Annotated in this window: 23 protein-coding genes; 15 read left to right on the top strand and 8 right to left on the bottom strand. The window is 64.0% G+C overall.

Translation table 11 applies throughout. From position 1 onward, the window contains the following. Nucleotides 1-38: 38 nt before the first annotated feature. The 5 genes from HAP48_RS29340 (at nucleotide 39) to HAP48_RS29320 (ending at nucleotide 6,939) form a co-directional block, all read left to right on the top strand. The gene (locus HAP48_RS29340; protein ID WP_166203212.1) at nucleotides 39-1,361 is read left to right on the top strand and encodes an ABC transporter substrate-binding protein; all 1,323 of its coding nucleotides are present in this window, start codon (nucleotides 39-41) and stop codon (nucleotides 1,359-1,361) included. Nucleotides 1,362-1,525: 164 nt separating this feature from the next. Next, on the top strand, nucleotides 1,526-2,377 hold the full coding sequence (locus tag HAP48_RS29335) for a carbohydrate ABC transporter permease (RefSeq protein WP_224496664.1): 852 nt from the start codon (nucleotides 1,526-1,528) through the stop codon (nucleotides 2,375-2,377). Next, complete coding sequence (locus HAP48_RS29330) at nucleotides 2,374-3,198, top strand: carbohydrate ABC transporter permease (protein WP_166203208.1); 825 nt, start codon at nucleotides 2,374-2,376, stop codon at nucleotides 3,196-3,198. The genes HAP48_RS29335 and HAP48_RS29330 overlap by 4 nt, the downstream gene beginning before the upstream one ends. Before the next feature lie 544 nt (nucleotides 3,199-3,742). Further along, a complete protein-coding gene (locus HAP48_RS29325) occupies nucleotides 3,743-4,828 on the top strand; it encodes a helix-turn-helix domain-containing protein (RefSeq protein WP_166203206.1) in 1,086 nt (361 codons plus the stop codon). A gap of 152 nt (nucleotides 4,829-4,980) precedes the next feature. Then, the gene (locus HAP48_RS29320) at nucleotides 4,981-6,939 is read left to right on the top strand and encodes a serine hydrolase domain-containing protein (RefSeq protein ID WP_166203204.1); all 1,959 of its coding nucleotides are present in this window, start codon (nucleotides 4,981-4,983) and stop codon (nucleotides 6,937-6,939) included. A 218-nt stretch (nucleotides 6,940-7,157) separates the two neighbouring features. Here the strand turns inward: HAP48_RS29320 and HAP48_RS29315 are convergent, their stop codons facing one another. Then, nucleotides 7,158-8,120: an AraC family transcriptional regulator gene (locus HAP48_RS29315; RefSeq protein ID WP_166203202.1), complete on the bottom strand. Its 963-nt coding sequence runs from the start codon at nucleotides 8,118-8,120 to the stop codon at nucleotides 7,158-7,160. 215 nt (nucleotides 8,121-8,335) lie between these two features. Here HAP48_RS29315 and HAP48_RS29310 point away from each other — a divergent pair, with 215 nt between their 5' ends. Further along, entirely contained in the window at nucleotides 8,336-9,106 is a 771-nt protein-coding gene (locus HAP48_RS29310) for an alpha/beta fold hydrolase (protein ID WP_166203200.1), read from the top strand. Nucleotides 9,107-9,375: 269 nt separating this feature from the next. Beyond that, the gene (locus HAP48_RS29305) at nucleotides 9,376-9,903 is read left to right on the top strand and encodes a hypothetical protein (protein WP_166203198.1); all 528 of its coding nucleotides are present in this window, start codon (nucleotides 9,376-9,378) and stop codon (nucleotides 9,901-9,903) included. A gap of 158 nt (nucleotides 9,904-10,061) precedes the next feature. Here the strand turns inward: HAP48_RS29305 and HAP48_RS29300 are convergent, their stop codons facing one another. Then, the gene (locus HAP48_RS29300) at nucleotides 10,062-10,739 is read right to left on the bottom strand and encodes a cysteine hydrolase family protein (protein ID WP_166203196.1); all 678 of its coding nucleotides are present in this window, start codon (nucleotides 10,737-10,739) and stop codon (nucleotides 10,062-10,064) included. 163 nt (nucleotides 10,740-10,902) lie between these two features. On the opposite strand from HAP48_RS29300, the gene HAP48_RS29295 reads away from it, so the two are divergent. After that, nucleotides 10,903-11,916, top strand: coding sequence for a formamidase (locus tag HAP48_RS29295; protein ID WP_166203194.1), 1,014 nt, complete (start codon nucleotides 10,903-10,905; stop codon nucleotides 11,914-11,916). A gap of 95 nt (nucleotides 11,917-12,011) precedes the next feature. Here HAP48_RS29295 and HAP48_RS29290 read toward each other — a convergent pair whose 3' ends face one another. Further along, nucleotides 12,012-13,082: a YeiH family protein gene (locus tag HAP48_RS29290; RefSeq protein WP_166203192.1), complete on the bottom strand. Its 1,071-nt coding sequence runs from the start codon at nucleotides 13,080-13,082 to the stop codon at nucleotides 12,012-12,014. Between the two features lie 85 nt (nucleotides 13,083-13,167). On the opposite strand from HAP48_RS29290, the gene HAP48_RS29285 reads away from it, so the two are divergent. Then, on the top strand, nucleotides 13,168-14,139 hold the full coding sequence (locus HAP48_RS29285; RefSeq protein ID WP_166203190.1) for a LysR family transcriptional regulator: 972 nt from the start codon (nucleotides 13,168-13,170) through the stop codon (nucleotides 14,137-14,139). On the opposite strand, the gene HAP48_RS29280 is transcribed toward HAP48_RS29285, so the two are convergent. From HAP48_RS29280 to HAP48_RS29270, 3 genes are all read right to left on the bottom strand, one after another. After that, the gene (locus tag HAP48_RS29280) at nucleotides 14,087-14,308 is read right to left on the bottom strand and encodes a hypothetical protein (protein ID WP_029078260.1); all 222 of its coding nucleotides are present in this window, start codon (nucleotides 14,306-14,308) and stop codon (nucleotides 14,087-14,089) included. The genes HAP48_RS29285 and HAP48_RS29280 overlap by 53 nt on opposite strands. 149 nt (nucleotides 14,309-14,457) lie before the next feature. Beyond that, nucleotides 14,458-15,696 carry an ATP-binding protein gene (locus HAP48_RS29275; protein ID WP_166203188.1) on the bottom strand — a complete coding sequence of 413 codons (1,239 nt, stop codon included), beginning with the start codon at nucleotides 15,694-15,696 and terminating at the stop codon, nucleotides 14,458-14,460. A gap of 173 nt (nucleotides 15,697-15,869) precedes the next feature. After that, nucleotides 15,870-17,153: an allantoate amidohydrolase gene (locus HAP48_RS29270; RefSeq protein WP_166203186.1), complete on the bottom strand. Its 1,284-nt coding sequence runs from the start codon at nucleotides 17,151-17,153 to the stop codon at nucleotides 15,870-15,872. 371 nt (nucleotides 17,154-17,524) lie between these two features. Between HAP48_RS29270 and HAP48_RS29265 the strand changes: the two genes are divergently transcribed. From HAP48_RS29265 to HAP48_RS29245, 5 genes are read left to right on the top strand one after another with little or no spacing between them, the layout of a single operon-like run. After that, a complete protein-coding gene (locus HAP48_RS29265) occupies nucleotides 17,525-18,634 on the top strand; it encodes a BMP family ABC transporter substrate-binding protein (RefSeq protein ID WP_166203184.1) in 1,110 nt (369 codons plus the stop codon). Next, entirely contained in the window at nucleotides 18,631-19,740 is a 1,110-nt protein-coding gene (locus HAP48_RS29260) for an ABC transporter permease (protein WP_166203182.1), read from the top strand. Before HAP48_RS29265 ends, HAP48_RS29260 begins: the two co-directional genes overlap by 4 nt. A gap of 1 nt (nucleotide 19,741) precedes the next feature. After that, nucleotides 19,742-20,668 (top strand): ABC transporter permease, encoded by a 927-nt coding sequence (locus tag HAP48_RS29255; RefSeq protein ID WP_063695580.1) that lies wholly within the window; start codon nucleotides 19,742-19,744, stop codon nucleotides 20,666-20,668. A 19-nt stretch (nucleotides 20,669-20,687) separates the two neighbouring features. Next, nucleotides 20,688-21,371, top strand: coding sequence for a biuret amidohydrolase (biuH, locus tag HAP48_RS29250; RefSeq protein ID WP_166203180.1), 684 nt, complete (start codon nucleotides 20,688-20,690; stop codon nucleotides 21,369-21,371). Then, a complete protein-coding gene (locus tag HAP48_RS29245) occupies nucleotides 21,368-22,900 on the top strand; it encodes an ABC transporter ATP-binding protein (protein WP_166203178.1) in 1,533 nt (510 codons plus the stop codon). Before biuH ends, HAP48_RS29245 begins: the two co-directional genes overlap by 4 nt. A gap of 226 nt (nucleotides 22,901-23,126) precedes the next feature. On the opposite strand, the gene puuE is transcribed toward HAP48_RS29245, so the two are convergent. Both puuE and HAP48_RS29235 read right to left on the bottom strand, forming a co-directional pair. Then, nucleotides 23,127-24,065 (bottom strand): allantoinase PuuE, encoded by a 939-nt coding sequence (puuE, locus tag HAP48_RS29240; protein ID WP_166203176.1) that lies wholly within the window; start codon nucleotides 24,063-24,065, stop codon nucleotides 23,127-23,129. Nucleotide 24,066: 1 nt separating this feature from the next. Continuing rightward, nucleotides 24,067-24,480, bottom strand: coding sequence for a DUF3830 family protein (locus HAP48_RS29235; protein WP_029078269.1), 414 nt, complete (start codon nucleotides 24,478-24,480; stop codon nucleotides 24,067-24,069). 199 nt (nucleotides 24,481-24,679) lie between these two features. Between HAP48_RS29235 and HAP48_RS29230 the strand changes: the two genes are divergently transcribed. After that, nucleotides 24,680-25,414 (top strand): SDR family NAD(P)-dependent oxidoreductase, encoded by a 735-nt coding sequence (locus HAP48_RS29230; RefSeq protein WP_166203174.1) that lies wholly within the window; start codon nucleotides 24,680-24,682, stop codon nucleotides 25,412-25,414. Nucleotides 25,415-25,500 lie beyond the last annotated feature (86 nt).

Below are 25,500 nucleotides of genomic sequence, written 5' to 3'. Positions count from 1 at the left end.
GTATCCCTCCCAAACAAGAACGGTCCTGGGAGAGAAACATGTCGCATCACCTGATCTCGCGCCGGCAGATGCTGGCCGGCACGGCCGCCGCCGGCGCGGTTGGATTGACCGGACTTCCGGCCCGCGCCGAGGTGAACTGGAAGAAATATTCCGGCACCACGCTCGAGGTCATCCTCGCCAAGGGGCCGCGCGGCGACAATCTGCAGAAGTACATCAAGGAATTCACCGAGCTCACCGGCATCAAGGTCGAGTCGGAGCAGATTCCCGAGCAGCAGCAGCGCCAGAAATGCGTGATCGAGCTGTCCTCGGGCAAGCCGAGCTTCGACGTCGTTCACCTGAGCTATCACGTGCAGAAGCGGCAGTTCGAGAAGGGCGGCTGGCTCGCCGACATGAGCGGCTATCTCAAGGACCCGAGCCTCACGCCGCCTGATCTCGTCGAAAGCGATTTCTCCGCGGCCGGCCTGCAATACGCGCGCAACGACAAGGGCCAGATGTTCTCGCTGCCATGGTCGGTCGACTATTTCATCCTCTATTACAACAAGGAGTTGTTCCAGAAGAAGGGCGTCGAGGTCCCGAAGACGCTGGAGGAGATGGCGGTCGCCGCCGAAAAGCTGACCGATCCGAAGGAAGGCATCTACGGCTTCGTCGGCCGCGGCCTGCGCAATGCCAACATGGCGATGTGGACCAACTTCTACCTGAACTTTGGCGGCGAATTTCTCGATGCCAAGGGCAACATTTTGACCGATGGCCCCGAGGCGGTCGAGGCCACAAAACTCTATCAGCGGCTGCTGACGAAAAGCGCGCCGCCCGGCGTCGCCGGCTTCAACTGGATGGAGTCGATGGCCTCCTTCACGCAGGGCCGCTCGGCGATGTGGATCGACGCCGACGGCTGGGCGCCGCCGCTGGAGGATCCCGCCGCCTCGCGCGTCGTCGGCAAGGTCGGCTACACGCTGGTGCCCGCCGGACCCAAGGGCAAGTTCTCCTCAACCTATGGCGACGGCATCGGCATCGCCGCAGCGAGCAAGAACAAGGAAGCGGCCTATCTGCTCTGCCAATGGGTGGTCTCGCGGGGACAGGGCGCCCGCCTGCTGCAGGCCGGCGGCGGCGTGCCGTTCCGCAACTCCATCGTCGACGATGCCGAGGTCGCCAAGGGCGTGAAGACCAAGGAATGGCTGCAGTCGGTGATCGACTCCGCCAAGATCTCGAAGCTCGGCCTGCCCGCCATCATCCCGGTCGCCGAATTCCGCGACATCGTCGGTGCGGCGCTGACCGCGACGCTGTCGGGCGCCGATCCCGCCACCGAGCTGAAGAAGGCGCACGAGCAATTCCGGCCGATCCTGGAGCGTAGCGAAAAAGCGTGAGCGTGGTGACACAGGCTGAGTCGGCGGCGGACGGCAAAGCGTTTTCAAGCGAAGTGGGTACCGGTTCGCGTGAAGAAAACGCGTCAAAGCAAGACTCCAGAGCCGGAGGCTCTGGGGACGCCGCGACGGCGCGTGAATGGCGTCCGCCGTCCTATTGGCCGTTCGTGATCCCGGCGCTCGTCGTGGTGCTGGCGGTGATCATCTTTCCTTGGGTGTTCACGATCTGGATGAGCCTGCAGGAATGGAAGGTCGGCTCGCCCACCACCTTCGTCGGGCTGGCCAATTACCTGCGGCTGCCGACCGATCCGCGCTTCGTCGAGGCGGTCGGCCACACGCTGTCCTACACCGCGCTCTCGGTGCTGCTGCCGCTGGTGTTTGGCACGCTGGCGGCGGTGGTGTTTCACCAGAAATTCGCCGCGCGCGGCTTCTGGCGCGGCATCTTCATCATGCCGATGATGGCCACTCCCGTGGCGATCGCGCTGGTGTGGACCATGATGTTCCACCCGCAGCTCGGCGTGCTGAACTACCTGCTGTCGCTGGTCGGCCTGCCGCCGCAGCTCTGGGTGTTCAACCCGGCAACGGTGATCCCGTCGCTGGTGCTGGTCGAGACCTGGCAATGGACGCCGCTGGTGATGCTGATCGTGCTCGGCGGCCTCGCCGCGATCCCGACCGAACCCTATGAGAGCGCGCAGATCGACGGCGCCAATTTCTGGCAGGTGTTCCGCTTCATCACGCTGCCTTTGATCATGCCGTTCCTGTTCATCGCGGGCATGATCCGCATGATCGACGCGGTGAAAAGCTTCGACATCATCTTCGCGATCACGCAAGGAGGGCCGGGCTCGGCGTCGGAAACCATCAACGTCTATCTCTACAGCGTCGCCTTCGTCTATTACGACCTCGGCTACGGCTCGGCGATCGCGGTGGTGTTCTTCCTGCTGATCGTGGCGCTGGCAGCGCTGCTGCTTTACTTGCGCAAGCGCATGCTGTGGACATCAGAGCTCGGAGACGGCGCATGAACCCGCGTCAGGTTCTCGGCCGGATCGGGCTGTGGCTGTCGGTGTTCGTCATCGTCTCGCCGGCGATCCTGTTCTTCCTCTGGATGGCCTCGCTGTCGCTGAAGTTCGAGATCGACAACGCCTCCTATCCGCCGGTGTTCATCCCGGAGCATTTCGCGTGGAAGAACTATGCCGACGTGTTCGCCTCCAACCGCTTCCTGACCTATTTCACCAACAGCCTGATCGTGACCGGCTGCGCCACGGGCCTCGCGATGCTGGTCGGCGTGCCCGCCGGCTACGGCATTGCGCGGATGGCGGCGCATAAGTCGGCGATCGTGATCCTGATCGCGCGCATCACGCCGGGCCTGTCGTACCTGATCCCGCTGTTCCTGCTGTTCCAGTGGCTCGGCCTGCTCGGCACGCTGGTGCCGCAGATCATCATCCATCTCGTGGTCACGGTGCCGATCGTGATCTGGATCATGATCGGCTATTTCGAAACCACGCCGCTGGAGCTGGAGGAAGCCGCATTGATCGACGGCGCCACCCGCTGGCAGGTGTTCCGCCATGTCGCGCTGCCGATCGCCAGGCCCGGGCTCGCGGTCGCCTTCATCCTCGCGGTGATCTTCTCCTGGAACAATTTCGTGTTCGGCATCGTGCTGGCCGGGCGCGAGACGCGCACGCTGCCGGTCGCGGTCTACAACATGATCTCGTTCGACCAGCTGAGCTGGGGCCCGCTCGCCGCCGCCGCGCTGATCGTGACCGCGCCGGTGCTGCTGCTCACCGTGCTGGCGCAACGGCAGATCGTCGCCGGGCTCACCGCGGGCGCTGTGAAAGGCGGTTAGAGCGATACGAAGTCATGCGGCCGTCACAGGGGGCGCTGCCAAAATATCGAAAACAACCCCATGCAAAGTAGCCGGCGGCGTCCGGCGTTCGACCAAGCAACTTGACAGGTCGGGCAACTCAGGGGCATTCTTCTAATATTCCGAAATTGCGCAAACGTCCCGTCGCCCCAAGGCTATCGCATATGGCATTTGGGGGCTTCTGCAACTGACGCTTCCACGCCGCAGGCGGGAGAGGGAACGCGCCTTATTTGCGGCCGCAGCCCAGGTCGTGTACCCATAAAATGGGAAGCCGAGAAAGGCGCAGTGTGATGTCCGCTCATCCTCCAACAGCTGCCCAAAGGCGCACATCGCGGAAGGTCCGAGCCGGGCCAAAACCCGAAGTGGCCATTGCGAGCTGGCTTTCGGACATCAACTTCTGAGCCGGATCGGGGCTCTTTCAGTTCGTAGCCGCTTCGAGATTATCTGACGACTCGACATCAGTTGCGCCCAGGGCGTATGAGCGAGCCTACGCGGCTCAACAATGGCATTCGGAGTATTTCCGATCGTGGGCACCAACGGTTTGATGTCGGTCGATCTAGGGTTACGGGGCGCCGTCGTCGCACTGTGTCTGCTGATCGCAGCCCTGGCGCTGCGCGATCGCCGTGACAGCACTGCCGCGTTGCTGGGAGCCGCGCTCGCGATCGGCGCCGCGGCTTCGATGATCTGCTCGACGCCGACATTCCCGCGGCCGTTTGCGTGGTGGGGCCTATTGCTACTGGCGTTGTCTAGCGCGAACTGTGTTGTGTTCTGGCTATGGGCGCGTGCTGCCTTCGACGATGATTTCGTCCCGCGGTTCTGGCATGGCGTCTTGTGGGCAGCCGTCGTCGTCGCGCAATGGCTGGACGCCAGCGGCATCACACGATCGGCCGCGCTCGAGCTTGCGATCGAACGCACGCTGTCGTTCACCTCTCTCGGCCTAACGTTGTTGGCGGTAGCGCAGGCGCTTGTCACCTGGCCGGCGGACCTGATGCAGGGCCGGCGTGGGCTCCGGCTGGTCGTATTGATAGGGGCGTCGGCCCAAATCGTTCTCAACTCTTACTTGAGCTTCTTGCAGCAGCCCTCGAATCCCACTTTTTCCATGACTAGCGTCGCCAACGTTCTCGCTCTGTTCGTGTTGGTCGGCTTGAGCGCATGGAATCTGCTAGAAGCGGGGACGCGAGGAGGTTCAATCCTGCTGCCCGCGACAAATGTCCGCTTCGGCGCGCCAGCCAAGGCGTCTGACGATCAGAGCAAGCCTGCCACGATTGAACCGGCTCTCTTGCGCCGGTTGGAACAGCTGATGACCGTCGAGCGTATCTACCGGCGTGAGCGATTGACGATTGGATTGCTATCCGCCGAGTTGGGCGTGCCGGACTACCGGTTGCGGCAGCTCATCAATGAGGGCCTCGGCTACCGCAATTTCAATGCGTTTCTCAATCATTACCGGATCGGGGAAGCTAAGGCGGCGCTGGTCGACCCCGAACAAGTAGAAGTCCCGGTGCTGACAATTGCCATGGACACAGGTTTCCAGTCGATCGGGCCGTTCAACCGCGCCTTCAAGGCCGCGACAAATTTAACCCCAACTGAATTTCGCCGCCTCGCCATGGCGTGAAATGCGGCCCCGGTAAACGATCGATTGAAGATCGGCCAGTCGAGTTGAGGAATCGGCCAGCCGGTTTGCGGGATTCGGCGAGAAGGAATCGAAAACATTCGACAGACTGATGGCGATCCTTCCTCGCAGTAGTTGCGCCAACGGGGCTCCCCATGCGAAATCAGCGGTTTGTCGTTCTATTGGCCGCGCTGGCGGCGCTTACACTCTGTCCGGCAGGGGCGGCGCTTGCCGACGATTTGCAGACTGTCGGCGACCCGGGCGCGCTCGGCTTTTCGGCGCGGCGATTGGCGCGCATGACCTCCTGGTTCGAAGCGCAGAGCGAAAAAGGCGATCCTTCCGGTTTTGTCGTGGGGATCGCTCGGGGCGGCAAGCTCGCCTATTTGCAAGCCACCGGCTTCGAGGACCACGACAAGAAAATGCCGATGCGGCCGGATTCGATCTTTCGCATCGGATCGATGTCCAAGCAAATCACCAGCGTCGCCACCATGATACTGGTCGATGAAGGCAAGCTCGACCTTGATGCTCCCGTGGCCCAGTATCTGCCGGAGCTCAGGGATATGCAGGTCGTCAAAAAGGATCCGGTCACCGGGGATCCGATCCTCTCGGATGTTGCGCGGAATATTTTTGAACCGGCGAAGCGTGCGATGACGATCCGGGACCTGCTGCGCAATACGTCCGGCCTCGTTTATGCTTCGCCGGACTACGCCGATCCCGGATTTGAGAATGCCGCGATTCACGTACTGTACGGCGCCAGGGCGCCGTTCCGGCGCGACAAGCCTATCGCGGACTTCGTCGCGAGCCTCGGCGCCCTGCCGCTTCTGCACCAGCCGGGCGAAGTCTGGGAATATGCCATCGGCTACGACGTGCTCGGCCGCGTCATTGAAGTCGTGTCGGGACAGCCCTTCGATCAGTTTCTGCAAAGCCGCCTCTTCGCGCCGCTGCATATGGTCGATAGCAGCTTCTCGGTACCGCAGGACAAGCTTGCCCGTCTCGTCGCCGTGCCGGGGCCGCAGCCCCAACCCCCTTTCGCGAATAGCGACGTCGGCAAGCCGCAGACGTTCTTCTCGGGCGGCGGAGGCATCGTCTCCACGGTTCCTGATTTTCTGCGCTTCTGCCAGATGCTGCTCAACGGCGGCGAGCTTGACGGCGTGCGTATCTTGAAGCCCGAAACGGTCAGGCTGATGACGACAAACTCGCTGCCGCCCGAAATGCACATCGCTGGGCATGAAGTCGGCCCGGCTTTCGGCACGGGCTGGGGGCTCGGTTTCGCAGTCCGCACCAGCCCCGATTTCAGCTACATTCCGGGCGCAGTCGGAAGCTTCAACTGGCAGGGAAGCTGGGGCACGTTCTTCTCGATCGATCCGGCACAGAAGCTGATCCTGATCATGATGATGCAGCGGAGCGAGCACAGTGAGAACGGCTTCTATTTCGACGCCATCCGTCGCCTACCCTATGCGGCGCTGAATGTACCTGAAGCGCCGGCGCCGGTTGCCTCCGGGCAAGGAAATGCCGGCGCGCTCGCCGAATATGTCGGACGTTACGTTTTCGGCGGGTCTGCAAGTTCGCTGGACAGGCAGACCTCGGTCGCCGACGGCAATGGTTGGACCGGTCTTGAGTCCGTTATCGCGGGCACCGATGGCCTCAGGGTGATCAAATTGGCCGACACCGGCCCTGCCGCGAAAGCAGGCGTCATGGCGGGAGATCTCATCACAGCGATCGACGACAAGTCGATCAAGGGCCTGACCTTGGAAGCGGCCTTTCGTCGGATTTCAGGTCCGGTCAACGCCGCTATCAAGCTCAAGATCATCCGCGCAACGCAGAGCGATCCGCTCGTCGTCGCCTTTGCTCGGGAGGCGGTTCCTGCGCACAGTGTCACGCTTCAAGTCCGTGTCGCGGACGGCAAGCCTGTCGTTGAAGCCACGGGCGGTTGGTCGATCCTTGATTTCGACAAGGGCAAGCCGATGCCCGTGTCGTTCCTTTCGAAGGATGAATTCTATGTCGAGAGCGGCGATCATACGCGGATCGCCTTCGTCAGAGACGCCGTCGGCAAGGTCAACGGCGCGGTTCTCAATCCGGGACCATGGGAGCAACGCGGCGTACTCGCACAATAAGGCACACTGACAGCTGATGAAATTGGCGGGAGCTTGCGTTGCTCGAACATCAGGTGTCCGGCGGCCCGAGATGATGGCGGTCCCGACTTCCGCTCAGGGTCAAAAGCCGCCGATAGCGACCGAACCTAGGGACTTCCGGTTCTCTTCGGAGAGCCGACGTTCTCAGGGGTCATCCAGACCGTCATCTATGGGGCCATGAGCGTACATCTTGGCCAAGGTCATTCGGCAACTTCTGCTTCCTGAACGTCCCCTTGCCTTCCTCCGCCGTCAGATCGTCGAGCCGCTCGGTACCGGCCAGGCGATAGGCCGTGATGCCGGTGGAACAGCTTCGAAAACGCCGCCGCTGTCTCGTAACCGACCCGGCTCGCAATTCGTGCGATCGGCTCGTCGCTGGTTTCGAGCAGGAACGCCGCTTCTGCCATCCGGCGTTCGATGACATAACGATGCATGGACTGGCCGACGAGCCTGGTGAAACGGGCCGAAAATGCCGAACGGCCGAGCCCCACGCGGTGGCCGAGGTCGCTCAGGGCCCAGGGCCGCTCCGGGTTTTCGTGGATCAGCTTGAGTGCGGGCCCGATGTGCGGGTCCGATATCGCCCCGAGCCACCCGCCTTCACCGGGACCGAGAGACTTGATCCAGTTTCGCAATACCTCGACAAAGAGCACTTCCGTCAGTCGTGAGAGCGCGACGCGTTGGCCGGGACGCTCGAGCGCGGACTCGCTGACCATGCGACGCAGGATCGCTTCAAGCCACTCACCGTCCGCCGTTGGCTTCAGCAGGAGCACGGGCGGAAGTAGCTCCAGCACGCTACCGAACAGCGGCCGCGAGACGGTGAAATTGCCGCAGATCATGGTCGAGAGCGGCTTTGCACGACTGCCGTGACGAACGACGCCAAGACGCGGCGACGATCGATCGATATCAATAATCTGCAAAGGCCTGGCCCGGCGATCCGAATAGAACACATGGGGCTCGCCGCGCGTGATGACGACAAAATCGCCCTCCGTCATCTGGATTTCTTGTCCCTGTCCGAGCGCAAGCGTCGCCGAGCCCCGGCTGAGATAGTGAAACAGGGCGTAGGGGCGCGCCGGCAACTCCAGCTTCCAGGGATGGCCGAGCTCGAAGTGAAAGAGCAGCGTCCCGCCGAGACGAACGCGATCGAGCACTTGGGCGAGTATATCCATGCCGCCGAGATTAGACTGGCGGACGATCGGACACAACATACGGACGATTGATCCCTATCGTCCGAAAGGCCGGCGGAATAGGTCACGTCGCGGCGGGCCGACGTCACGTGCGGCAACCATTTCGCCAACGGCAGATGGAAAAACCGCGACCTTGCTGGAAACGCCTGTCCATTCCCCCGGACTGTGTTCGTCCGACATGCCAACAGGAACAATCAATGCGAAATATCTTCCTCTCAGCCGCCACCGTACTCCTGGCCGGAACGACATTGGTCGGCTCCGTTCACTCCGCCGAACTGCCCAAGGGAGCAGCCCACAACATCGTGCTCGTGCACGGCGCTTTCGTGGACCAGACGAGCTGGCAGCCCGTTGCCGATATTCTCACGAAGAAAGGCTACAACGTCACGCTCGTCGAAAATCCGCTCACCTCCCTTGCCGCCGACGTCGATGCCACCAAACAGGCGCTTGCGAAGCAGAACGGCAGGACCATCCTCGTCGGCCATTCCTGGGGTGGCGTGGTCATCACGCAAGCCGGTAACGATCCCAAGGTTTCGGCGCTGGTCTATGTTTCCGCCTTCGCGCCGGAGGTAGGCGAATCCCTGGCGTCGCTGGCAAAGGCCGGCCCGCCCACCGAAGGCGGCAACGCGATTCATCCCGACGCGAAGGGCAATTTGTACATCGACCCCAAGGTGTTTCCGTCAGCCGTCGCGGCTGACCTTCCTCCGGAAATCGCTGAGCACCTCGCCAACTCGCAGCTTCCGCTGAATCACGTTGCGTTTGAAGCTCCAGTCACCGTTGCGGCCTGGCATGACAAGCCGACGTTCTATGTCATCAGCACAAAGGACAAAGTCCTCGCGCCCGAGGCCCAGAAGTCATTTGCAGCCCGGATCAAGGCTCAGACGACGGAAGTCGCCGGCAGCCATGCGTCGCTCGTGGTCCATGCGAAGCAAGTCGCTGAGGTCATCGAAAAGGCAACACTCGCGAAGTGACGGTACCGCTCCCGGCGCTTTCGCGCCGGGAGCGCCCACGCTCGCTCAGAGAATGCAGAACGCATCGGAACCGCGATGGCGCAAACCAGCCAAAGCCGCGGAACGTTGCCCGAAATCTCGATGCGGAAATCACAGCCTTGCTACGCGAATGTGCAAGCTAAAACGTCCTGATGAAGTCTTCCGCCGATGGAAGTCGTAACTCATACCAATCGCGGAACGCAACGGGTGTTGTCATGACGCGAGCCAGACGTTCGAAGGGAAATTCCTGCATGTACAAGACACTTCTTGTCACTCTCGCCGCCTCGACTCTTGCCACCGGGGCTGTCGCATCTACTCCCGCCACCGGGAAAGAGCCGCTGGATGCTGCTACCCTCAGCGCGATAAAATCGAAGTTCGGCAAGCTGATGGAATTGGCCAACAACCACGATTTCAAGGCGCTGCATGGGATGTTCTGGCAATCGCCCTCGACCCTGTTGGTGGCCAAGAGCGCGATCCAGTCCGAGGGGAACTGGGCCGGCTTTTGGGGCAACGAGGCGGTTGATCAAAAGCTGCATGATATCGGTAGCTCCGGTCCGGTCGTGCTCGAGCCGGATTATTCGAAGCTCAAGGTTGTCGGCCTGACGCGCGACGTCGCCGAGTCCTACGTCCCGATGAACATCACGGTCTCTTATGCAGGGCAGGATGGAACAGCCAGGCCGTTTCTAATGATCATCAATTGGCTTCGCGTCGGGAAGGACTGGAAGGTCGCTTCCGAAATCATTCTGCCGGTGCCGCCCGTACCCGCCGCGAAGGGCTAGGTACGAGGCCTCAACTGTTCGGCACGACGCGTCGCATTCTTCCGCACTGAACGCAACGACCGCGCGGCGTGACGGCCAACTACCTCGCCTTCATCCAGCTTGCATCGATCTGGCAATGGCAGCGCGTTAATGAGTCCGCGTCCCAATCTCATCTTGCTCTAGGCAGCGAGCGCCTCCAGCACCGCGGCGGAATCGGTGACCCAACCAAAAATGCCGCCCTGGGCCTTGATCATCTTCAGGCCCATCTCGTGGAATTCCGGGAAGTAGGACGCGCAGCCGTCGGAGATCACGACGCAGCGGTAGCCGCGATCGTTGGCCTCGCGCACCGTGGTGTTGACGCAGACTTCGGTGGTGACGCCGCACACCAGCAGATTCTCGACGCCGTATTTCTGCAGGATGTTGCCGAATTCGGTGGCGTAGAACGCGCCCTTGCCGGGCTTGTCGATCACGATCTCGCTGTCGAGCGGATAGAGCTCCGGGATGATGTCGTGGCCGGCTTCGCCGCGGATCAGGATTCTCCCCATTGGTCCGGGATCGCCTATCCGGAGCGACGGCGCGCCGCGCTCGAGCTTTGCGGGCGGCGCGTCCGAGAGATCGGGCAGATGTCCCTCGCGGGTATGGACCACGAGCAGCCCGGCGTCGCGCACCGCGGCGAGGACGGCGGCGATCGGCTTCACGGCGCGGGCGAGTTGGCCGACATCGTTGCCGAGCGTCTCGCCGAAGCCGCCGGGCTCCATGAAATCGCGCTGCATGTCGATGATGACGAGCGCGGTCTTGCTCCAGTCGAGCGTGATCGGCTCCGGCTCCGCCGCGATTGTCCCGCTTGAATTCGCCATGACGCATGCCTCGAATGCGAAAAGACCCGCACCTGATTAAGCAAACCGCATGCCATCATGCAACAATGATGCTGGCATGATCGTTGCTAGCTGAGAGCCGGATCGAACGACGTCGATCGTTCGCGCAAGGACCCAAGCGTCTCAAACAAGCGGGAGGACAGGCATGAATGGACTTGGCGGTCTCAACAAATCACCCAACGGCGTGGTGATCGGACTGGTGCAGCTGCAACTGCCCGTGGTGGCGACCAAGGCCGATCTGGCGCGGCAGACCGAACGCATCGTCTGGATGGTCGGCAAGGCGCGGCGCAATCTCGGCACCATGGACCTTGTCGTGTTCCCCGAATACGCGCTGCACGGCCTGTCGATGGATACCAATCCGGAGATCATGTGCCGGCTCGACGGGCCTGAAGTCGCGGCCTTCAAGAAGGCCTGCATCGACAACAAGATCTGGGGCTGCTTCTCCATCATGGAGTTCAACCCGCACGGCAATCCCTACAATTCAGGGCTGATCATCGACGATCACGGCGAGATCAAGCTCTATTACCGAAAATTCCATCCCTGGATTCCGGTCGAGCCGTGGGAGCCGGGCGACATCGGCATTCCCGTGATCGACGGGCCGAAAGGCGTCAAGATCGCGCTGATCATCTGTCACGACGGCATGTTCCCGGAAATGGCGCGCGAATGCGCCTACAAGGGCGCGGAGATCATGATCCGCACCGCGGGCTACACTGCGCCGATCCGCGACAGCTGGCGCTTCACCAACCAGGCCAACGCGTTCCAGAACCTGATGGTGACGGCCAATGTCTGCATGTGCGGCTCGGACGGGTCGTTCGACTCGATGGGCGAAGGCATGATCGTCAATTTCGACGGCAGCATCATCGCGCACGGCACCACGGGACGGGCCGACGAGATCATCACCGCCGAGGTGCGGCCCGACCTCGTGCGCGAGGCGCGGATCAACTGGGGCGTCGAGAACAACATCTATCAGCTCTGGCACCGCGGCTACGTCGCGGTGAAGGGCGGCGCGATGGATTGCCCCTACACTTTCATGCAGGACATGGTGTCCGGCCGTTTCCGCCTGCCCTGGGAAGATCAGGTCAAGATCACCGATGGCACGTCCTGCGGCTTTGCCGCGCCGACCCGGATGTTCGGCAAGACCGCGAAGGCTGCCGAGTAGCCGCGCAGTATCTATTTGATTTGAGCATGATCTCCGCGCAAACGCTCCGCGTTTGTCGCGACGGAAAACCGCTACACACTTTTCCGGATCATGCTCTACTTGAAGAAATGCACGAGGCCGATGCTGAGGCCCAGCAGTAGCAGCAGCGACAGCGTGACCGCTGCTGTTACCCGGCCGCCGACGGTCGAGAGCACGCGCACATCGACGCCGAGCCCGAGCGCCGCCATCGAGACGACGGTGAGGATCACCGCCGTCTTCGTCACCGGCGCGATCGCGATGTCGGGCACGAGCTGGAACGAGCGCAGCGCGGCCAGCACCAGGAAGCCGATGATGAACCAGGGCACCAGCTTGAACGGGCTGATCGGCGCCGTCTTTGTGTTGCCGGCCTTGGCGGTACCGGCCTTGCGCCGCCGCGCCACGAACAGCGAGAGACCGACCACGATCGGGCCCAGCATCAACACCCGCACCAGCTTCACCAGCGTGCCGATCTGGGTCGAGACGATGCCGGCCGGCACGGTCGCCGCCAGCACCTGCGGCACGGCATAGACCGTGAGCCCGGCGAGGATGCCGTATTGCGTCGCCGTCAGTTTCAACAGCGGGATCAGCAGCGGCAGGCCGAGCACCATCAGCACGCCGAGAATGGCGGTGAACGAGATCGACGAGGCGATGTCGTCGCCATCGGCTCCGATCACGGGCGCCACCGCAGCGATCGCGGAGTTGCCGCAGATCGAATTGCCGCAGGCGATCAGGATCGCAAGTTTGGTCTTGAGTCCGAGCAGGCGGCTCAGCCCATAGCTCACCGCAAGCATGATCACGACGGTGACAGCGATGGCGCCGATCAGGACATAACCCGAGGCCACGATCGCGGCGAAGCTGATCGACGCGCCGAGCAGCATCACCGCGACCTCGAGCAGCTGCTTGGCGCTGAAGGCAATGCCCGAGCGCCAGCGCTCCGAGGGCTGCCAGGCGGTGCGCACCGCCATGCCGAGCAGGATCGCGACCACCAGCGCCTCGATATAGGGATGGTCGAAAACGCGCTCCTCGACGGCCTGAACGCCGAGCGAGATGACCGTGACCACCCCGCAGAGCAGAATGCCCGGAACGAGCCGGAAAATGCGCTTCAGCGCCCCCTGCTTCTGCCCCTGGTCTCGTTCTTGTTCCGGCACGGAATCCTCTTTCGGAGAAGATTTTATGCGCCAGAGCACGCCACTTGGCTAATATATTTTCGGACTGCCCCGATAGAGAGAAGTTATGTCCCTCAACCTGCATCTGCTCCGCCTGTTCGCGGCCGTGGCGAAAACGGGGAGTTTCTCCCGCGCCGCCGAACTCCTGCACATCAGCCAGCCGGCGATCTCCAAGGGTGTGCGGGATTTCGAGCTGCAGGTCGGCTGCCGCCTGCTCGACCGCACGCCCAAGGGGGTCCGGCCGACCCGAGAGGGCGCGGCGCTGGCGCGGCATGCCGAAACGCTGTTCGCGGCCGAGCGCGCCGCCGAGGACGAGTTGCAGGCGCTGCGCAACCTCGACAGCGGCTCGCTGCGCATCGGCGCCAGCACGACGATCGCGACCTACATGATCCCGGAATATCTCGGCGTCTTCCACCGCGCCTTTCCTGGCATCGATCTGCATGTCGTGAGCGCCAACACCTCCGATATCGCCGCGCTGATGCTGGGGCATGAGATCGAGATCGCCCTGGTCGAGGGGCCGGTGGAGGACGAGAACCTGACCAGCGCAGCCTGGCGCACCGATGTGATGGCGCTGATCGCGGCTCCCGATCACCGCTTCGCAGCGGTTCAAGCGCCGATCGACATCCGCTCGCTGAACGACGAGATCCTGATCGTGCGCGAGCCGGGATCAGGCACCCGCGAGGTGGTCGCGCAGGCGCTCGCCGCCCACCGCGTCGAGCTGCAGCGCACGCTCGAGATCGGCAGCACCGAGGCGATCAAGCAGGCGGTGGCTGCGGGCGTCGGCGTCGCTATCGTGTCGGTCGCGACGATCGACGATCAGGTCAGGCTCGGGAAATTGCGGGTGATCCCGATCAAGGGCGTCCACATCGAGCGCACGCTCTGGCAATTGAAATCGCCCGGCCGGCTGGACGTGCCGGCGGCGGTCGCATTCGAGGGGATCATTCGGGAGACGAAGGGCACGAAGACGGCGCCGCGGATGCCGGCTGCTAGAGCGCGGCGAACAGACCCTGCGCCCAGGCAACGGCACGCTCGAAGCTGAACACGCCGGGCTCGAAATACACCGCGCGGGCAAGCACGATGCCGGCCACCAGCACCCAGAACACGCTGGTGCCCGCGGTCTTCAGCCATTTCGACACGCCCTCGCTCGCGATCGAAGGATCGACCGCGGGGACCGGCTCGCCGAAGGGATCGAATGCGGATTGGCTCATGTCGTGACCCATTGGAATATCAAGAGAATGTCGCGACGACGGGGCCGGAAGCAAGGGTCGTGGAATGCCTTTTGCGGCGGTTACTTGGAAGGACGTTTTCCGGTGCGGAGGCCGGGGAGCATTTCCTTCTCGACGCCCCCCTTTGGGCGTCAACTGTCGGTCCCGCGCTGCGGCGCCACGCGTGGCAGCGTGATCCGGACGCTCGTCCCCCTGCCCGGGGCACTGTCGAGATGGAGCTCTCCACCCAGCCGGTTGGTGACGATGTTGTGGACGATGTGGAGGCCGAGCCCGATACGGCCGATGTCGCGGCGCGTGGTGAAGAATGGATCGAAGGCCTGCCGCAGCACGTCGCAGTCCATCCCGCAGCCATCGTCGGCGAACAGGATTTCCACCTGGTCCGCGCCCGACGCACGTAGCCGGATCGCAATGGTGCCGCCTTTGCCATCCGGAAAAGCGTGCGCGACGGAATTGACGAACAGATTGGTCAGCACCTGGCCGTAAGGGCCGGGATAGCTGTTCATCGCAAGACCGGGCGGGCAATCGACCTCGAGCGCCAGATTGTTCTTCGGCAAGGCCGGCCGCAGGTTCGAAAGCACCTGCTCGGTCGCCTTGCCGAGATCGAACCGGCTGCGGTCGAAATAGCTTCGATCGACCGCCACCTGCTTGAATGATTGCACGAGATCCGCGGCGCGCTTGAGATTGCCGACCAGCAGCGACGACGCGCTTTCGACGACCTCGATGAAATCGCTCAGGCTGGAGCGCTTCAGCTTGCCGCGCGCAGCCTCGGCAGCGAAGTCGGCGCACTTCTGCTCGAGGACCGATGCGACGGTAAGGCTGGTGCCGACCGGGCTGTTGATCTCGTGCGCGACGCCAGCCACCAGCCGGCCCAGCGCCGCGAGCTTTTCCGCCTCGATCAGCGACGCCTGGGTCTCCTGCAGATGGTGCAATGCCTTCTCGGCCGCGTCACGGGCGGCACGGATCTCGCGCTCACTGCGCTTGCGATCGGTGATCTCCTCGGCCGCGACGTTGACGCCGACGATGCTGCCGTTCGGTTCGCGATGCGGGTGCCAATGCGTGATCCAGCATCGCTCGTCATTGTGGCCCGGACGCTGACCGTAAACCTCCACGCCGGTCACGGGCTCTCCGGTCTCCATGATCGATCGGACGATACCCTCGACCGCCGTGGCCAGCGCGGGCACGCAATCGTGCACCGTACGTCCGAGATGACCTTCGACCGAGATGCCGCAGATCTCGGTGAGCCGCTGGTTGATCTGAAGGTAACGGCAATCGGGAGAGAGGTAGGCAAGACCGATCGGCGCAGTGTCATAGATCAGCTGCAACGCCGGTTGTTTTGGGAACTGAATGTCCTGGACGACGGACGACCTCATGTCCTTTCCCCCGTTGACGCAAGTCTAGCGCTTCACGGGCGCTCCGCAAATAGGCTCAACCAGGCCGGGAGCGGCGGTCAGACCTGTCCAAATTCGGCACGGGCCGGACCATGGCGGAATCAAGGCGGATACCACGCATGCTGATGCGGCACTGATCGCCAAGCGCGGCAGCTTCAGCTGTTCGCCGCGTCGTGCGGCCGGAAATTCTCGATGAAGCGCAGCAGCACCCGCGCGCCGGTGTCGGCATCGGCGAGTTCGACATGTTCGGCTGGATTGTGGCTGATGCCACCGCGGCAGCGCACGAAGATCATGCCGATATCGGCGACATCGACCATCGCCATGCCGTCATGCCCTGCCCCGCTCGGCAGCTCGAACACGGCATGGCCCTCGGCCGCGACGGCCTCGGCGATCTGGGTTTTCAGCCACGGCGCGCAGGGCACGCTGCGGTTCTCATGGGTGACATCGATCTGCAATGCGAGCTCGCGGCGCTTTGCGATCGCCTCGATCTGCCGCACGATGTCGGCGACGGCGCGCTTGCGGTGCATGTCGCTCTGCGAGCGGATGTCCATCGTGAACGACACCTTGCCTGATATCACGTTGGTAGCGCCGGGCATCGCGTTGATATAGCCGACGGTGCCGACGAGGCCGGCTTCGTCGCTCCGGCAAAACGCCTCGATCGCGACGATGCATTCGGCGGCGCCCGTCAGCGCATCGCGCCGCAGCGGCATCGGCACGGTGCCGGCATGGCCGGCAACGCCGGTGAGATTGGCGGCGAGCCTCGTCGCGCCTGATATCGCGGTGACGACGCCGACCGGCAGCGCCTTCTCTTCCAGAACGGGGCCCTGTTCGATGTGCAGCTCGACATAGCCGAGCAGTTCGCGGCGGGCGCGCGCCGCCTTGCCGATATGATCGGGATCGAGCCCGAAGGCGATCAGCGCGTCGCGCATCGACATTCCGGCGCGATCGCGCGTGTTGAGCACGCTGTCGTCGAACGTGCCAGCGACCGCGCGGCTGCCGAGCAGGGTCGAGGCGAAGCGCACGCCCTCCTCGTCGGCAAAACCCACGATCTCGATCGCGAACGGCAGCCGCTTGCCGCGCCGGTTCAGATCGGTGACGCAGGCGATCGCGGTGATGACGCCGAGCGGGCCGTCCCATCTGCCGGCGTCGCGCACCGTGTCGTAGTGCGAGCCGAGCATCAGGGCCGGCAGGTGCGGCCGTTCGCCCTCGTAACGGCCGCAGACATTGCCGATGGCATCGAGATGCGCGCTCATGCCGGCCTCGCGCATCCAGGACAGGATGAGATCGGCCGCCTTGCGATGCTCGTCGGTGAGGAAGACGCGCGCCAGATGTTCCGGCGTCTCGGAGATCGCGGCGAGCCGGTCGATCCGCGCCACGATCTCGTCGCCAAGGAAGGACGGTTTCGAGGACGGATTCGAGGACGGTTTCTTCTCGCTCATACTGTTTCCCATCAGTCCAACCCGGCACCGCGGCCCGCTTCACTCGTAGCAGGCCCGGTCCGATTCACCAGCCGGCAAATCGGGCGCCACGAGCCGATCCCAACCGGGGGCGCAGGGGCCGCCCGGCGGTTAGCGACTGCTTAACGGCATTGCATACAACGGAGATCGATCGCTCATAAAATAGGCAAATCGACCCTGGTTGACGTCCAGCGTCTCTCACGCCGATCCCCATTTCCATTCATATTCAATCGCTTACCAAATCATGATCGCCAAACATGCCCTGGCACGAAGCTTGCGACACTTGATCTGAGCGCCGCCGTCATGGCGGCTGCGACAGGGACAGGCGGGCCATCCGCCGGAGGGAGCACGCGATGGATTTTGGCAGGATTTCAAGACGGCATTTGTTGCAGGGTAGCGCCGCGCTGGCGCTCGGCAGCACGCTCGGCATTCGCGGCGCGGCGGCAGCGGAGACCACGATCGGCTTCATCTATGTCGGGTCGCGCGACGACTACGGCTACAACCAGGCCCACGCCCAGGGCGCGGCGGCGGTGAAGAAGCTGCCCGGCATCAAGGTGGTCGAGGAAGAGAAGGTGCCGGAGACCGATGCGGTCGAGAAGACCATCGAATCCATGATCAACCTCGACGGCGCGACGCTGCTGTTTCCGACCTCGTTCGGCTACTACAACCCGCACGTTCTCAAGATGGCGGCCAAGTTTCCGAAGCTGCGTTTCGAGCATTGCGGCGGCTTGTGGTCCGACAAGGACCCGAAGAGCGCCGGCAGCTATTTCGGCTACATCGACGAAGCCCAATACATCTCCGGCATCGTCGCCGGCTACTCGACCAAGAGCGGCAAGCTCGGCTTCGTCGCGGCCAAGCCGATCCCGCAGGTGCTGCGCAACATCAACGCGTTCACGCTCGGCGCCCGGCTCGCCAATCCGAAGGCGACCACGCAGGTGATCTTCACCGGCGACTGGTCGATGCCGGTCAAGGAAGCCGAGGCGACCAACAGCCTGATCGACCAGGGCGTCGACGTGCTGACCTGCCATGTCGACGGACCGAAGACGATGGTCGAGAACGCCGCGCGCCGTGGCGCTTTTGTGTGCGGCTATCACGTCAACCAGTCGCCGCTGGCGCCGAAGGCTTACCTCACCGGCGCCGAATGGAATTGGGAGGCGCTGTATCCGAAATTCGTCAAGATGATCACGGCAGGCGAAGCGATCCCGAACTTCTATCGCGGCGGCCTCAAGGAAGAGATCGTCAAGGTCTCGCCCTATGGCGAGATGGTCTCGGCGGAAGCGCGCAAGCATGCCGACGACGTCAAGGCCAAGTTCATGGCCGGCGAGTACGCGATCTTCAAGGGCCCGATCGCCGACAACAAGGGCAAGACCGTAATCGCCGGTGGCACCGACCGCGGCCAGCAGGATCCGGAACTCGAGAAGATGGACTATCTGGTCGAGGGCGTGATCGGAGCCACCGCGTGACGACGGAGGCGGCGGAATCGGTGGAGGCGGCCGGCGTTGCTCCGGCCGCCGATCCCGGATTCCTCCAGCGCTACGGCGCGAGCATCGAATACATCCTGATCCCGGGCGCGGCGCTGATCGGCGCGCTCGCGGTGTTCGGCGGCTTTGTCGCGCTCTACGGCAAGAACCCGCTCGATCTATATTTCTACATGTATTACGGCGCGTTCGGCACCTGGTTCTCGTGGCAGAACACGCTGACCCGCGCCGCGCCCTTGATCCTGACCGCGCTGTGCACGGCGCTGCCGGCGCAGCTCGGCATGGTGATCATCGGCGGCGAAGGCGCGCTGTTGATCGGCGCGCTGTCGGCGACCGCAGCTGCCCTCGCTGTGCAAGGCGCGGCGCCGATCGTGGTGCAGATCGCGATGGTGATCGCGGGCATGATCGGCGGCGGTCTCTGGATCACGCTGTCAGGCGGCCTGCGGCAGTATCGCGGGGTCAACGAGACGATCTCGAGCCTGCTCCTGGTCTATATCGCGCTGGCGATCCTCAACCATCTGGTCGAGGGGCCGATGCGCGATCCGGCCAGCCTCAACAAGCCGTCGACGCGCGAGATCGGCGCCGCCAACATGATCGGCAGCATTCCCGGCACCGACGTGCATTGGGGCCTGGTGTTCGGGCTGGTCGCCGCCGTCGCCGCCTACATCCTGATCTATCACACCACCTTCGGCTTCGCCGCGCGCGTCGCCGGCGGCAACATCCGCGCCGCCAAGATCGTGGGGCTTTCCGTCGGCAAGCTGATCCTGACCGTCTGCTTCCTTGCCGGCAGCTGCGCCGGGCTTGCCGGCATGATCGAGGTCGCCGCCGTGCAGGGCCGCACCAATGCCAACCTCGCCGCGGGCTACGGCTTCACCGGCATCCTCGTCGCGTTCCTGGCGCGGCAGAATCCGCTTGCCGTCATTCCGGTGGCGATCCTGCTCGGCGGCATCTCTGCCTCCGGCGGCCTGTTGCAGCGGCGGCTCGGCCTGCCCGATGCGTCGGTGCTGGTGCTGCAGGGCATCATCTTCGTGTTCGTGCTGGCGAGCGACGCGCTCTACGGCCGCATCGGCTTCCTGAAGGGAAAATCCTGACATGGCGGATGCTTCGCTCGGGCTCTGGACCGTCCCGCTCGCCGTGTTCGGCGGCGCCATCCGTGTCTCGACGCCGTTCCTGTTCGTCAGCCTCGGCGAATGCATCACCGAGCGAAGCGGCCGCATCAATCTCGGCCTCGAGGGCACGCTGGTGATGGGCGCGATGAGTGCCTACGGCATCTCCTATCTCTCCGGCTCGCCATGGCTCGGCGTGCTCGCCGCCGGGATCACCGGCGCCCTGTTCGGCGCGCTGCATGCCGGCATCTGCTCGTTGCCGCGGGTCAACGACATCGCCGTCGGCATCGCGCTGATGCTGCTCGGCACCGGGCTTGCCTTCTTCCTCGGCAAGCCACTGATCGAGCCGACCGCCGCACGATTGCCGGCGATCGATTTCGGCTGGTGGAGCGACGTGCCGCAGGTCCGCGCGGCGCTGCGCATCAATGTGCTGTTCCTGATCGGCGTCGCGATCGCGCCGCTGCTCTATTGGGCCTTCAAGACCACGCGCTGGGGCCTGTTGATCCGCACCGCCGGCGAAAGCGCCGATGCGGCGCGCGCGATGGGCCATTCCGTGCTCTTGATCCGGCTGCGCGCCACCATGGTCGGCGGCTTCCTCGCCGGCATCGGCGGCTCGTTTCTGTCGCTGTTCTATCCCGGCAGCTGGAACGAAGGCCTCTCTTCGGGCCAGGGCATCACCGCGGTGGCGCTGGTGATCTTCGCACGCTGGGACCCGATGCTGTGCCTGTGGGCCTCGCTCGCCTTCGGTGGCGCCGCCGCGCTCGGCCCCGCGCTGCAATCGGTCGGCATCACCTCCGGCTATCATTTGTTCAACGCCGCGCCCTACATCCTGACCTTGGCGATCATGATCATCACCTGCTCGCCGAAGCGCACGCTGACCGGCGCGCCTGCCGAATTGTCCATCACCCGATAGCATCTCGCGAGATCATTCCATGCCCGAGCGCTTCATCAAGTCCGAGCCCTACGCCTGGCCCTACAATGGCGACCTGCGCCCGCAAAACACCGCGCTCATCATCATCGACATGCAGACCGATTTCTGCGGTGTCGGCGGTTACGTCGACAAGATGGGCTACGACCTTTCGCTGACCCGGGCGCCGATCGAGCCGATCAAGAAGCTGCTCGCGGTGATGCGCGCGCAGGGCTTTCACATCATCCACACCCGCGAGGGCCACCGGCCTGATCTGGCCGACCTGCCCGCCAACAAGCGCTGGCGCTCGCGCCAGATTGGCGCCGGGATCGGCGATCCCGGCCCCTGCGGCCGCATCCTGGTGCGCGGCGAGCCCGGCTGGGAGATCATTTCCGAACTCGCGCCGCTGCCCGGCGAACCGATCATCGACAAGCCCGGCAAGGGCTCGTTCTGTGCCACCGACCTCGAATTGATGCTGCGGCTGCGCGGCATCGAGAACATCGTGCTGACCGGCATCACGACAGACGTCTGCGTCCACACCACGATGCGCGAGGCCAATGACCGCGGCTTCGAATGCGTGCTGGTCGAGGATTGCTGCGGCGCGACCGACAAAGGCAATCACGATCATGCGCTGAAGATGATCAAGATGCAGGGCGGCGTGTTCGGCGCCGTCGCAAAATCCGCCGACCTGATCGGGGCGCTGTCGTGATCATCGGCGAACCGCCCGCACCATCAGGCGCATTCGGCGTCGACGCCATCGCCATGACCATGCGGTTCGGCGATTTCACAGCGCTCGACAATGTCGAGCTCAAGGTGCGTCCCGGCTCGTTCCATGCCTTGCTCGGCGAGAACGGCGCCGGGAAGAGCACGCTCGTGAAATGCATCATGGGCTATTACCACGCCACCGAAGGCGAGATCATCGTCGGTGACCGCCAACAGGCCATCGCCAATCCGAAGGATGCCCACGCACTCGGGCTCGGCATGGTCTACCAGCACTTTACGCTGGTGCCTGCAATGACAGTTGCGGAAAACCTGGTGCTGGCGCGCGATGACGTTCCGGCCGTCGTGGACTGGCGCAAGGAGAAGAAAGAGCTCGAGGCCTTCCTGGCGCGGATGCCGTTCAAGGTGCCGCTGGATGCAAAAGTCTCCGACATCTCCGCCGGCGAGCGGCAGAAATGCGAGATCCTCAAGCAGCTCTATCTGAAGCGCCGCTTCCTGATCCTGGACGAGCCGACCTCGGTGCTGACGCCGGGCGAGGCCGACGAGGTGCTCGGCATGCTGCGCGCAATGGTGGTCGCGGGCGAACTGACCATCCTGATGATCACGCACAAGTTCCGCGAGGTGATGGCGTTTGCCGACGACGTCACGATCCTGCGCCGCGGCAAGCTCGCCGGCACCGGGCGTGTCGCCGACCTCACCCCGGACGAGATGGCGCGCACCATGATCGGCGCCGAGCAGTTGACGGTGCAGCCGCCGCGCACCGGCGAGACCGGCGCGCCGCGGCTCGAGCTCGACAAGCTCACCGCGCGCGACGATGTCGGCGCGATCGCCGTGCACGGCGTGTCGCTGAGCGTGAAGAGCGGCGAGATCGTCGGCATCGCCGGCGTCTCCGGCAACGGCCAACGCCAGTTGGTCGAGGTGTTGGCCGGCCAGCGCGAGGCCGAGAGCGGCGTGATCCGCGTCCAGGGCGAGGCCTATGCGGCGAGCCGCGAGGAGATGCGGCGTCACAAGATGTCGCTGCTGCCGGAAGAGCCGCTGAAGAACGCCTGCGTTGGCGGCATGAGCGTCGCCGACAACATCGCGTTCCGTGAATTCGACCGCGCCCCGTTCGCGCGCGGCGGCTGGTGGCTGAACCGCGCAGCGTTCCGCAGCGACGCCGAGCGCAAGATCAACCGTTACAAGATCAAGACCCGCACGCCGGAGACGCCGATCGCGGCACTGTCGGGCGGCAATGTGCAGCGCGCGGTGCTGGCGCGCGAGCTCTCGGGCGACGTCGAGGTGCTGATCGCCGCCAATCCGTGCTTCGGGCTCGACTTCGCGGCGGTGGCGCAGATCCACGCCGAGATCATGGCCGCCCGCAACCGCGGCGCGGCGGTGCTTTTGGTCAGCGAAGATCTCGACGAACTGCTGGAATTATCGGACCGGCTGGTCGTGATGTTCCACGGCCAATTCGTCCACGAGGCCCGTGCCAGCGAGGCCGATCTGACCGAGATCGGCCGGCATATGGCCGGGCATTGACGCGCGCTAAAGCATGATGACGTCAAGTTGAGCTGCCGGCCACGATGACGGTGCGCTCCCTCTCCCGCTTGCGGGGGAGGGTTGGGGTGGGGGCTCTCTCCGCGAGTCACATTGTGGAGAGAGCCCCCACCCGGATTGCATCTCCGATGCAATCCGACCTCCCCCGCAAGCGGGAGAGGTGCAGCCAGTTTGCCGCAAGACCGATTCAACGTGCCTTCATTTTGCGCTAGCCGATCTCGAACGCGTCCGCGGCGAGATGCTTCAGATTGGCGTGCCAATGCTCGGCGATCGCAAGCCGGGTCGGCACCCAGACGCGTTCATGCTTCTGGATGTAATCGAGGAAGCGCATCAGCGCGGCAGCACGGCCGGGACGGCCGACCACCCGGCAATGCAGGCCGATCGACATCATCTTAGGTCGCGTCGCGCCCTCGGCATAGAGCACGTCAAAACTGTCCTTCAGATAGGTGTAGAATTCGTCGCCGCCGCCAAAACCCTGCGCGTTGATGAAGCGCATGTCGTTGGCGTCGAGCGTGTAGGGGATCACGAGATGCGGCTCGGTGCCGGCAGACTTGATCCAGTACGGCAAATCGTCGGCATAGGAATCGCAGAGATAGCGCAGGCCGCCTGCCTCCATCAAAAGCCGCAGGGTGTTGATCGAGGAGCGGCCGGTGTACCAGCCGAGCGGCCGCGCGCCGGTCGCCTCGGTGTGGACGGCGATGGCGCGCGCGATCTCTGCGCGCTCCTCATCCTCCGACATGTCCTTGTGCTCGACCCAGCGCAGGCTGTGGCTCGCGATGTCCCAGCCCGCCTCCTGCATCGCAGTAACCACATCCGGATTGCGCTTCAGCGCCATCGCGACGCCGAACACCGTGGCCGGCAGCTTGCGCTCGGTGAACATCCGCCACAGCCGCCAAAAGCCGGCGCGCGAGCCATATTCGAACATGGTCTCGATATTGGCGTGACGCCGGCCGACCCAGGGCTGCGCGCCCAAGACGTCGGACAGGAACGCTTCGGAGGCGCGATCCCCATGCAGGATGTTGTTCTCGCCGCCTTCCTCGAAATTGACCACGAACTGCACAGCGACGCGCGCAGCGTCGGGCCATTTCGGATCGGGCGGATTGCGGCCGTAGCCGCGGAGATCGCGCGGATAGCGGGCCTCGGTCACATCAGATTTCCTCGATGCGGATCTGCTGCGCGCCCTTCCACAGCACGGTCTTGCCGAAGGTGGTGAGGTTTTCCAGCCCCGAGGTCAGCGTGATGAAATGGTTTCCGGCAAGCTGGCCCATCTTGCTGGCGAAGTGCACGCCGCCATAGGCGAGCAGGATCTCGGTCTCGCTGATGCCGCCGGGATAGAGGATGATCTGGCCCGGCGCCGGATAGCTGGTGTGGTTCTCGTAGGAGACGCCGAAATCGAGATCGCCGAGCGGCATCCAGACGCCCTCGCCGCTCCAGCGCACATGGATCGCCTGGCTCTCGAACGGCATCGCCTTGCGGAAGGCGGCGACCGTCTTCGGCGCCAGCTGCTCCTCGAAACGGGCGTCAAAGGTGAACTCGCCGGCGCGGACAATCAATTTGCTCATCGATCTCTCGTGGGTGGGCTGGAAGGAGTGACGCCCCAACCATTGCCGCCGGCCCGCGGCGGACGCAAGGCCGATTCCGGCCGGGAACGCCGGTTTTTCGCCGCATGGCGCCCGCAACAACGCAGATTTGAGCAGGGTTGCGTTGCGCCCCGCCTCCCTGTTTGCGAACCTGCCGGGGCACGTCAAACAGGGTGAGGCGATGACAACAAACAGTCTGCACGGACATGTGGCGCTGGTGACCGGCGGCTCGCGCGGCATTGGCGCTGCGATCGTAAAGCAGCTGGCAGAGGCCGGCGCCGCCGTCGCGATCAATTATCGCGAACGGTCGGCCGAAGCGGAGACGCTGGCGAAGCGCATCATTGCCGCCGGCGGCCGGGCCGTCGCGATCGCCGCCGATGTCTCGGAAGCTGCTGCGGTCAGTGGGCTGGTCGAGCGCGCCAAATCCGAGCTCGGCCCGGTCGACGTCCTCGTCAACAATGCCGGGATCGCCATCGTGCGGGGCGTCGACGATCTCACGGAAGAGGATTTCGACCGCACCATCACGGTCAATCTCAAATCGGCGTTTCTCTGCACGCAGGCCGTGCTGCCGATGATGCGGACGCGACAATGGGGCCGCATCGTCAACATCTCCTCCGGTGCTGCGCGCGGCGCAGGCTCGATCGGACCGCATTACAACGCGTCAAAGGCGGCGATGGAGGGCCTGACCCGCGGCTATGCCGCGCGCCTCGTCAAGGAAGGCATCACCGTCAACGCCGTCGCACCCTCGCTGATCGAGACCGACATGATGAAGGGACAGAGCGGCCTCGTCAGCCGGATCCCGATCGGCCGCTTCGGCACCGCCGAGGAGGTCGCGCAGGCCGTGATGTTGCTGGTCAACAATCCCTACATGACCGGCCAGACCATCGCGATGAGCGGCGGCATGGCGTTCAACTAGGGCTGGCAATGTCTTGACGGCATCGCGGGTTTGCCCTACCGCTTGCGGCATGAACCGCTCGATCCTCATCAGCAATTTCTGGTGGC

The sequence above is a fragment of the Bradyrhizobium septentrionale genome, assembly GCF_011516645.4.
GTDB lineage: Bacteria > Pseudomonadota > Alphaproteobacteria > Rhizobiales > Xanthobacteraceae > Bradyrhizobium > Bradyrhizobium septentrionale.
Note: the sequence above shows the minus strand (reverse complement) of the source record. Positions and strands in the feature narration are given on the sequence as shown.

Excerpts from the sequence above, each read along its gene's own strand:
- HAP48_RS29235 (WP_029078269.1), bottom strand. The coding sequence starts at position 24,480 with ATGAGCAAATTGATTGTCCGCGCCGGCGAGTTCACCTTTGACGCCCGT.
- HAP48_RS29270 (WP_166203186.1), bottom strand. The coding sequence starts at position 17,153 with ATGAGCGAGAAGAAACCGTCCTCGAATCCGTCCTCGAAACCGTCCTTC.
- HAP48_RS29255 (WP_063695580.1), top strand. The coding sequence starts at position 19,742 with ATGGCGGATGCTTCGCTCGGGCTCTGGACCGTCCCGCTCGCCGTGTTC.
- HAP48_RS29230 (WP_166203174.1), top strand. The coding sequence starts at position 24,680 with ATGACAACAAACAGTCTGCACGGACATGTGGCGCTGGTGACCGGCGGC.
- HAP48_RS29305 (WP_166203198.1), top strand. The coding sequence starts at position 9,376 with ATGTACAAGACACTTCTTGTCACTCTCGCCGCCTCGACTCTTGCCACC.
- HAP48_RS29300 (WP_166203196.1), bottom strand. The coding sequence starts at position 10,739 with ATGGCGAATTCAAGCGGGACAATCGCGGCGGAGCCGGAGCCGATCACG.
- HAP48_RS29320 (WP_166203204.1), top strand. The coding sequence starts at position 4,981 with ATGCGAAATCAGCGGTTTGTCGTTCTATTGGCCGCGCTGGCGGCGCTT.
- HAP48_RS29285 (WP_166203190.1), top strand. The coding sequence starts at position 13,168 with ATGTCCCTCAACCTGCATCTGCTCCGCCTGTTCGCGGCCGTGGCGAAA.
- HAP48_RS29295 (WP_166203194.1), top strand. The coding sequence starts at position 10,903 with ATGAATGGACTTGGCGGTCTCAACAAATCACCCAACGGCGTGGTGATC.
- biuH (WP_166203180.1), top strand. The coding sequence starts at position 20,688 with ATGCCCGAGCGCTTCATCAAGTCCGAGCCCTACGCCTGGCCCTACAAT.
- HAP48_RS29310 (WP_166203200.1), top strand. The coding sequence starts at position 8,336 with ATGCGAAATATCTTCCTCTCAGCCGCCACCGTACTCCTGGCCGGAACG.
- HAP48_RS29280 (WP_029078260.1), bottom strand. The coding sequence starts at position 14,308 with ATGAGCCAATCCGCATTCGATCCCTTCGGCGAGCCGGTCCCCGCGGTC.
- HAP48_RS29265 (WP_166203184.1), top strand. The coding sequence starts at position 17,525 with ATGGATTTTGGCAGGATTTCAAGACGGCATTTGTTGCAGGGTAGCGCC.
- HAP48_RS29340 (WP_166203212.1), top strand. The coding sequence starts at position 39 with ATGTCGCATCACCTGATCTCGCGCCGGCAGATGCTGGCCGGCACGGCC.
- HAP48_RS29315 (WP_166203202.1), bottom strand. The coding sequence starts at position 8,120 with ATGGATATACTCGCCCAAGTGCTCGATCGCGTTCGTCTCGGCGGGACG.
- HAP48_RS29330 (WP_166203208.1), top strand. The coding sequence starts at position 2,374 with ATGAACCCGCGTCAGGTTCTCGGCCGGATCGGGCTGTGGCTGTCGGTG.
- HAP48_RS29275 (WP_166203188.1), bottom strand. The coding sequence starts at position 15,696 with ATGAGGTCGTCCGTCGTCCAGGACATTCAGTTCCCAAAACAACCGGCG.